A 9629-nucleotide genomic window follows, 5' to 3' on the forward strand; every position below is an offset into this window, starting at 1 on the left:
GATGCCTGAATTATATAAAGATTATTTGAATAAGCAATTAAGAGAAAAAAAGAAGCATGATGTTCTATTAGCAATGGATGTTTTACCCTTTTTGTCGAAGAGAACAAGAGCACTAAGAGGTAGGTTCAATAAAGTATTAGGGGAATATATACGTAAAATTTGTGATTTGGAATTAGACTCTTCAGCTCTAAAAAGTCATGAATTTTTTATGTCTGAAGAACAGAATGTGTTTAGTGAACATATAGCCCGTAGTGTGGAATTTGATTCTGATGAGGAACAATACGATTTTATTCGTTTCTTGGATCAATACTTATTCAATAAGGAAGACATAAAACTTATCCACCCTTTTCTTTTTAATTTAATTACAGTTGATAAGCAAAACAAAAACGAATTTAATAAATATGGTCAATTTATGAAAGATACAATGTTATTAAATAAGGAAGAGGTTAAAGGTATTTTTAACCAAAAAGAATCAGAGGATATATTAACAGAATTAATTCTAAGTCAATTGGATTTACTAAAAGACTCACCTGCTAAAAAAAGAGAATATAAGCCATTATTAAAACCATTAGCCAATCTTTATCAAGAAGATATTATTTATTTAAGCAAATATAAAGACTACTTTTTAACTTCTTTTCCTTTACTTACACATTTTTATGTCTTTATGTATGCTAACCAGTTAGTTTTCAAATTCGAACAATATAATGAGGCCAATTATAATGAATTACAACCTCTATATTTCAGCTTAGAGTGGGAAAGTTTAAGTAAAAGGCGAAAATCAGCAAGTGGTGATATAGATAGTTTTAAATATATAAAGGCAAAACTTGATAATCTATTCCCACACATACATACAATGTCACAATTGAGTCATAATGCAGCTAATGTAAGTGAAAATGAAATAAAAAATGAAGAAACAATAGATCTTTTAACTTATACAGAAATATATAATTTAATACAACAAGGTAAATTAGATGAACGAAGGTTTCTCGTAGAACTAAAAGAATGGATTCATGAGTATATGGCGTGGAGAGGAAATGAATATAACAGTTCATCTACAACCATACGAGAAGCATTTGAAGAGTTACATGATTGTTTAAAACTAGGTATGAGTTCAACCGTTATTTCAAAATATGGTGGAAATGTTGAAGATCTAGGTGCAAACCAATTTATAAAAAATAGAGGTAGTCTTGGTCAAGTACTTAATATTAAACATGATTTTCTTCTTTTGATTACAGCAGTTTCTGTTAAGAATGAAAGGATTCCATTAAATGACTTATTTATTGAGTTTGAAAAAAGAGGGATAGCCTTAGATCGTTATTCAAAAAAGGAAGTTATAAAATTATTTGATAAACAAAATATTTTAGATAAAAAAAGTGATAGTGGTGATGCACAGTATGTCAAACCAATTTTATAGTTATATCTCAACGTTATTAATTGATTACTTTGAGAAAAATGGTATTGGTCCTGGAGACCGTTTTTATCTACAACTTGACCAATCATCTGAAGTAGAACACTTAACAAACGCACTACGTAATGTAAGAAATGTTATTCCATTTAAATACAAGCATGAACTTGGAGAAGAATATGAAACTTTTGCAATACCTTTTGGTGAGCATCGATTAGTTGTTTCTTTTACATCAGATAATGTTAAACCTGACTTCTTGGTTACACTACGGAATTTAGTAGGTGAACAGAAAGGTGATTGGGAAAACACTTCATTAATCAGTATTGTATCAGAACAATTAGATTCAATACAGGGAGGTAGTAGTGATCTTCAAAAAGAAGGGATGCCATTACATCCTAATTCCTTATATAACAATTTAAAAATTGAAATTGAAAATAGTCAATTAGATAAAGTGGATCAAATTATTCTAATAGATAATTTAGAAAACTTAATGAGTGAACAACCTTATCAACAAGTTACTTTTTTTGAATTTGAGGATATTTTTACAACGCTTGAGAAGGGCGGAATTGAAGATGATGAATTCCATAAGTTTGGCCTATTCAAAGACCCGGACCTCGCAACTTTCTCAGGTAAAGATCAGCATAAGAGAATTAATCTTAACAGGGAGTTATTTAGCTACGTTAATAACATACATGAGTTTGGACTTGATAAAGAGGACTTAGAAAATAAGTTCTCACCTGAAGGAGCGAAAGTATTAGAGAAAGAAGATTGGAAAGATAATTTATTTGCGAAAGTAGATAAATTTCATACAGATTATAAAGAAATAAATAAAAGGTTAAAAGTAGAGTTTGAATCTTTGAAGATTGCTCAAAAGTTGAAGTACTGGGATAAGCCATCAAAAGAGACTACGGCAGGTAAAAGAAAAAGACATATTGTCATTTTCAATCCAGATCACGTAGAAGAAATTACTGTTCAAGCTACGTTTAATTTGGTTGGAAATATTAAAAGTTTATCATCTAATTTTTTAAAGGTTTCAAAAGCTCATGAGAAACTTGCTGATATTGAAGTTAAGCAAAAAAATATTCAAGCTAATATCAAGACAAATAATAATAAACCATTATTTTTCAAGTTTTCATATAAACATGATAATAAAGCGTCCCAAGGAGCCGAATTTTTTATATCAGTACTACCGATACATCCTGATATTTTGGATAACTACAAATCAAAATATCTTGTAAACACAAAATTAGAGGCTTTAGAAATTAATTATGAGGATGAAAAGTTAACCTTAGGTTATGGTCTGGAACAAAAGCGTATTGAGCTTGAAGAACAATACCAGGAGATATTATTTACTGATGACCATAAGTTATCAATAATTCCATCCCTAGAAGCATTTAATGATCATGATGAATTGTTTTTTAATTTAAAATATCTAGATGTTACAGTACCTATTCTTTTAAAGAATGAGATACCTGAGTCTACACCAATTAATGGTCAAAAAATCTGGAATCTAATAAGAGAAACTGGCGAGGATATCCAATGGATAAAAGAAAACAATCGATTAGTTCTAGGAAATAGGGAGTTTTATTTTCATTCAGAATACCAAACATATTTTGAATGGGAAAATCAAATTGTTGAACAAGGGTTAAAAGCTGCATGGTTTGAATCTGATCAACTAACTCCAGTTGATTTGGATTTAAGTGAGGAATTGAGAGAAGCTTTCAGTCGCTTTCTTAACTACTTTAAGATCAACAATTCCATTCCAAGCCTATGTACTGTTACTGAGGATTATAAAAAGCGTGCAAATGAGTATATTGTAGAGTTTCAGAAAGAAATTAAAGGTTTTGAAAATGGTGTTGCTGCTGGGAAAAGGGGACTAGATCTCTTCAAATTAGGTACTGTTCAAGCAAAAGATAATATATTCTTTACACCATTTCATCCACTTATGATTGCTTTTAAACTTAAGTATTATGAATTAACTGGAAATGAAGAGCTTGATAGTAGTATTGTCAATCGATTAAGCCCTGATGCCTTAGTCCCATTTATATATGATGAACACGAAAACTTATTTAAGCCAGAACACCAACATGCTGCTATGGAATGGTTAACATTTAAACCAGTTAATCAAGTATCCATCTCAGATGCAAATCAATACTTAGCTAAAGTTGTAAATGATAAAATTAAACAGTTTGAAAATCATTTTTCCTACTTATTTATCGAAAATTCAAAGGCTCCATTAAAATTAAATGTGATAAACATTGCCAATGACCGTGAGGTTATAAGAGGTATTCTTGAATGGTTAATTTCTAAAGTCGACAAGGAAGGAATTGACTATTTAAAGCCAATAGAAGTTACTCTGTATAAAGACAAATATTCAGAGAGTGCTTTCGACTTATTTGCACGTACTGAAACTGTTGATCAATTTGAAGAAACATTTAATATCAAATTAGCAACGAAGAAATATGATTCTGAAGATATTTTAAGAATTATAAGGGAGAAACTTTACTTTTTTAAACAAGAGCCAGGCTCAGAGTATCGGTATGCGCATATATCTTTTTATAAAATGGAGGCGCAAGAGAAAAAAGCTGTTCAACCTATGGAGGACATGAAATCTGGTATAGCTATTGAAGGTCTTTACTCGAGCTTACCTTCAATGAAAGATGAGAATAACTATAGAAGTGGGTTTGGTACAAAAGCCTATTTTATTGAAGAACAAAATGTGTTAACACATACAGCTTACTATGTAAATGAGTTAGCAGCTAATTTAAGAAATGGGGGAAATGACAGTTATCGTAAGGGTGAAGCTATTTATTCCAGAACAACAACAGCTGATGAACGAACTCTAGAGGCCATTTTTCAGTCATCTTATTGGGTTACTTTTGTAGACCCTACAATTGATTTAGAGTATTTTAACAATTATGAAGGTAATCTTGTTGTAATTCATTATAGTGACCAATATTCATCTTCAAGTAGGTACGACGCTATAACAGTTACAGACAAATCTGATCAGTATTTTGCTGTAATAAAAGAGTTTCTTAAAAAGAAGGATGTTGAAGGTTCAGATGAAAATGTCTTAAACACAATAAAAGCTTTTAATACATTTAACGGTGAATGGTTATTAAGAATAATCGGCAGTAAGGGATATTTAGATCGCGAAAAATTAAGCATAATATCAGCAATAAAATATTCATTGTCTTACCTTGACCATCCAGATATTTTATGGATTCCAATATCTTTAGAAGAAATTTTAAGGGTTGCTGGTGCTGTTAGTCTCAATAAATCAGGCGGTGTATTTACTGCTAAGAATTTAGGGGTAACAGGTAGCCATAGCGATGATTTATTATTAATAGGCATCGAAAATAACGATGGAAACCTAGCTCTACACTTTTATCCTGTAGAAGTCAAAATAGGCATCAATAAGGGAGATGTTCTTGAAAAGGCAAGAAAGCAAGTTGTTAAAACAAAAACACTATTGATGGATACCTTAACTGGTGAATCTGGTGAAAGTTTTCAAGGAAGATTTTACAGGAATTTCTTTGCTCAATTAATCATCTCAAATTGCCAGAAATTAGACCAAAGTGACTTTTGGAATGAAAAAGACTATGAATTAAAAGATGAAGTGATAGAAAAAATCCTAAAAGATAAATTCACGATATCAAATAGTTTGAATCATTATATAGGTCAAGGAGCAATTCTTTCTTTCCAAAAGGATGCCTATCACAGAAGTGCTTTATTAGACAACGATATTTTATTAATTAATTTGACTGAACAGGATGGTTTTGAAGGTTTAGTCCAGGATATTCAAAAAATGCAGAATTGGATTCAGCATAAACCAAATGATTTTATAAAAGAGAAGATGTTATCTTATCAATATCAGGCTGATGGATCTAAAGGTTATATGTACTCTGAAAATGATGACCAAGATCCAGAGAAGTTAGATCAACGAAGTACGCAGACAGTCCAAACAGAATATGACGAAGAAGCCCATGAACAGACTCATGAAGAAACTAAAAGTAAAGATATAACTGATGTTCATCATATTATTGAAAATAATGATATTACTGAAGCCGATGCAGATGAGAATAGGGGAGGGGAGGAAGAGTCCTCTGCTAAATTTAACTTAGAGGACGTCCGTATTCTTCTGGGGAATGCAGAAAATTCTAATCAGAAAATATATTGGGAGTATGGAAATAAGGGCTTAGCAAATAGACACTTATTAATTTCAGGTAAGTCAGGACAAGGAAAAACATATTTTATGCAATGCTTATTACTTGAGAAATCCAAAGTTGGTATACCAAGCATTGTCATTGATTATACTGAAGGTTTTCTACCTAATCAGTTAGAACCTGAATTTGTAGAATACTTAGGTGACAGAATTCAGCAAAAAATTGTTTACAGTGAAAAGTTCCCTATCAATCCGTTTATTAAAAATACTCGTGATATAGGTGGAATTGAGCTACCAGAGTCAAATACAGATGTTGCTGAAAGAATAAAGAGTGTATTTTCTGCTGTATACAGCTCATTAGGTATTCAACAATTGAATGCAATTTATGATGCTACCTTAAAAGGATTAGAATCGTATGATAGTGAAATGGATTTAGTAAAATTAAAAGAGTTATTAGAAGAGGAAGGATCAAATTATTCAAAAACAGCTCTATCCCAGATTAGACCTTTAATTGATCGAAATCCATTTAGTAATAAAGATACAATTAACTGGAAAGATATCGTTCAAAGTAACGGTGAAATCTTTGTTATTCAGTTAACCGGTTTCCCAAGGGATGTTCAATTAATGATTACAGAATTTATTCTTTGGGATTTATGGAATTATTCCGTTCAGTACGGTAACAAAGACCAACCTATGCCGGTAATAATGGACGAAGCTCAAAATCTCGATCATACTGAAAAGTCTCCATCAGCAAGAATTTTAACCGAGGGTAGAAAGTTTGGATGGTCAGGATGGTATGCAACTCAATTTCTTAAATCTCAGTTAAGTACAGATGAGTTAGCAAGACTGCAAAATTCATCCCAGAAAGTTTACTTTTCACCACCTGAACAAGAATTGTCTAATATTGCTTCCAGTTTGTCTAAAGATGCCCAAGAAAAGAAATATTGGGAAAATAAGCTGGCAAATCTAAAAAAGGGACAATGCATCGTACACGGACCAGTATTAAAGCCAAACGGAGCGCTATCTACTCCTACTATAACAGTTGTAGATATTAGTTCATTATCAGAAAGAATTTAAAGTGAAAAATCCCCACTTCAAAGTGGGGATTTTAATTATAAAATTGCTATACGTAGGTCTTCTAGTGAAGATTTATTATTTATAATTTGTTCAATCTCTCTAAGTCCTTTTTCTATATAAGCTAGCATGTGGTTATTAATTTGATCTTCGGCTAAATGACTACCAATTTCGTTTATAATTAAATGCTTAAATAATAAATATTCCTTATCCTTTATGATGTTATCAGGTATAGTCCATTTATTTTTATCTTGTGAATAGTCTTCTAAAATAGGACCATTTGAAATGGAAAGCCCTTTAGCAAGCGCTATTTTTACTGCCTGTGGACGTTCAACTTCTATATTCTCCGATAAAAGGTCCAAAATTTCTTTACCTTTTGCAGATAGGTGCATTCTTTTATTAGACATTTTATCAATCCTTTACAAATTCAAAGTAACCATCTCTGATTACTGTGTATTTCTTTTCTTCATTATAGTCCAACATATATTGTTTATAGGAGTGCTCCTCCATAAGTTTGACATATTCTTCAGTTATTTCTGTGTCGGTTGATAAAATTATTACTTGATCACTAAGTTCCTTGTAATAATGGTTGATTAGATGATTCCTATGATAGCTATCCAATCTCCCCAATGGTGTATCTACTACCATAGGTAAGGAAAGATCCGATGCTTTTGTTAATGCCCATATCAAAGCAGAAGAAATCATCTGCATTTCACCAGCTGAACGTTCCTGAATGCTTATTTCTTGCATACGATCGTTATATAAACGAATGGTATATGTGTCAATGTCAAATTCTATTTTACCAAATTCATCCTGTTTTCTAAATAATTGCTTTAGCATCTTTGAGAATTCTTCTTTGATGTATTGTGCTTTCATGTTTGTAACGTCTGTTAAATATTGACCCATTGTAGTAATTGTTTTTTGTGTTAGTTCGTACTGCTTTTGCAGATCCTCTAAATTCACGTCTTTACCGGATAAACGAGTCAATTTATTCATTATATTTGATTTCTTAGACTCCTCATTCTTTATCCTTTTATTAATGGTTTTCAGTCTAAGTTTAAACTCTCCAATTTGCTGTGTTAGAGAATCAATTTTCTTATTTTCTTCCTCAATATCAACAGTTTCTGGTGCATCACGAATCTCTATTTCAAGATTTCTAAGTTGTTCTTCAATTTTTTCAATTTTATTTAACAAGTTCGTTAAGTGAACTTTATCCTTTATAGCCAAATTCGTCAAATAAGCATAGTCTTTATTTGAAAGGTCATGTATTTCTTCAGTATTATCAGGGGTGCTATCTACGTTGTTCTCTCTAATCCAAATTTCCTCGCCAATTTTTTTGATCTGATCCAGCTGAGAATTCGTTAAAGGGGGGTCAATTTCCTCACTTAATAATTGACTCATAAAATCTCTGTAAGGAGTTAACGAGTTTTCCTGTAAGATTCTTTTATTATTCATTTCATTTTCAAGTTTTATTTGCTTCTTTAACTTGTTGATTTTATTTCCTAAAATAATATTAAGTACGTTTTCTTTATAATAGGTAGAAAACTCCTCTTTAGCCATATTTAATTCCATTTCTAATTTGGATTGTCTTTTAACGATTGTTTCACGGGATTTGGAATTTTGAAGAACTTTTTCGTTTCGTTCCTTTTTCACGTTATTAAGTATTTCTTCAAATTCTTTATATTTAGAAAGGACTTTGTTTCTTTTGCTTTCCATTCTTTCTAAGGTACTATCAATTTCCTTCAATTCTTCATTGTATTTATTGAGCTTAGTATGACTCACGGAATTAGATAATTTTCTTTCATATGAAGATTTGAGCGATTTTAAATCACTTAATAATTGCGTATAAGCTTCCATACCAGTTATTTTGTGAATAGCATCTCTCATATCCTTACTGTTTTGTCTTAAAATAATATCCTTTATTTCTTCACCATCAAAGATAAAGAAGGGGGCAGCATGATAGGGGATTACTTTGTCAATAAACTTGTTATAAGATTCCAGATTTAAGATTCTGGCACGTTTGTTAACACTAGAGCCAGGCTTTCTAACGAATAAATCACGTTCTTCATGAGAAACTCTTTTCCTGGAATCAAAATACCACTTAACCTTTAGTTGCCATTCCTCACCGTCATCTCTTTCTAAAATAAGTGTAACAGCACTTTCTCGACCACCTTCATCAAAAAAGGTGTTATTGATGATATTAGATTGAAGCTGTTTATACTCGCGTTCATTCATACCACGTTCTCCAAACAATACGTAAAGAATTGATTTAAGTATTGTTGTTTTGCCAGCGCCGTTCAAGCCACCAAGAAGAATTATGTTTTTACCTTCCTCACGTACTTCTTTAGGAATATATAAATCAACTTCTTGAATACCATAATAAGTTTTATAATTTTCAAAAATTATTTTTTTGAATAGCATAATATCACCTAATTTCTGGAATGAAAATAAATTAAATCTTGATATTCCTTCACACGACTTCCTTGTGTGTGATTTTCATATGAAAGCTTTTCAGCGGTCTTAAGTAAGTCCTTTGCTAGCTTTAGCGGTACGTCATTATCATAGGCAGTTTTAGCTAATAATTCAATTTCTCGCCTCTTAACTTCCTTCATATTAATCACCTTTTATAAACATAATTTATTATAATTTTACTATAAAATCGACAATTTAAACAGGTCTTATACGAAGAATTGACTATAAGAGGGGGGAGGGGCATAAAGAAACAGCTGCCAAGAAAATTCTTAACAGCCAGCTGTTTCTTTAAATGTATACGTTGAAAAATATTGGCTCTAAAATATATGTTGGGATGCCAATAATTTTCTGATAACTTTTCGGGGCATAAGAAAACACGCAATCTCCTAATTTTGTTAAACTTTGTTTAGACCAATAAACAACCACAAAAAGGAGATGCGTGCAATTGAATTCTAACATTTCTTTACCAGGATTAGAAGGGTTTATCATTACCAAATCATTCGAGAAAGATGG

The 9629-nt window shown here is 31.3% G+C and carries 6 protein-coding genes; 2 read left to right on the forward strand and 4 right to left on the reverse strand.

Going from position 1 to position 9629, the window contains the following annotated elements; genetic code table 11:
* The first annotated feature begins 1 nt into the window (after position 1).
* Positions 2–1414 carry a DNA phosphorothioation-dependent restriction protein DptG gene (gene dptG, locus ABD006_RS16925; RefSeq protein ID WP_343843651.1) on the forward strand — a complete coding sequence of 471 codons (1413 nt, stop codon included), beginning with the start codon at positions 2–4 and terminating at the stop codon, positions 1412–1414.
* Positions 1395–6647: a DNA phosphorothioation-dependent restriction protein DptH gene (gene dptH / locus ABD006_RS16930; RefSeq protein ID WP_343843653.1), complete on the forward strand. Its 5253-nt coding sequence runs from the start codon at positions 1395–1397 to the stop codon at positions 6645–6647. The genes dptG and dptH overlap by 20 nt, the downstream gene beginning before the upstream one ends.
* A gap of 35 nt (positions 6648–6682) precedes the next feature.
* On the opposite strand, the gene ABD006_RS16935 is transcribed toward dptH, so the two are convergent.
* The 4 genes from ABD006_RS16935 to ABD006_RS16950 form a co-directional block, all read right to left on the reverse strand.
* Positions 6683–7051, reverse strand: a complete 369-nt coding sequence (locus tag ABD006_RS16935; protein WP_343843655.1) for a hypothetical protein — start codon at positions 7049–7051, stop codon at positions 6683–6685.
* A 4-nt stretch (positions 7052–7055) separates the two neighbouring features.
* On the reverse strand, positions 7056–9065 hold the full coding sequence (gene dndD / locus ABD006_RS16940) for a DNA sulfur modification protein DndD (RefSeq protein WP_343843657.1): 2010 nt from the start codon (positions 9063–9065) through the stop codon (positions 7056–7058).
* 8 nt (positions 9066–9073) lie between these two features.
* Positions 9074–9256, reverse strand: coding sequence for a DNA modification system-associated small protein (locus tag ABD006_RS16945; RefSeq protein ID WP_343843659.1), 183 nt, complete (start codon positions 9254–9256; stop codon positions 9074–9076).
* 148 nt (positions 9257–9404) lie between these two features.
* Positions 9405–9629 (reverse strand): hypothetical protein (locus ABD006_RS16950; protein ID WP_343843661.1); only part of this gene is annotated, 225 nt, incomplete at its 5' end.

Source organism: Salinibacillus aidingensis (assembly GCF_039522525.1).
Lineage (GTDB): Bacteria > Bacillota > Bacilli > Bacillales > Alkalibacillaceae > Salinibacillus > Salinibacillus aidingensis.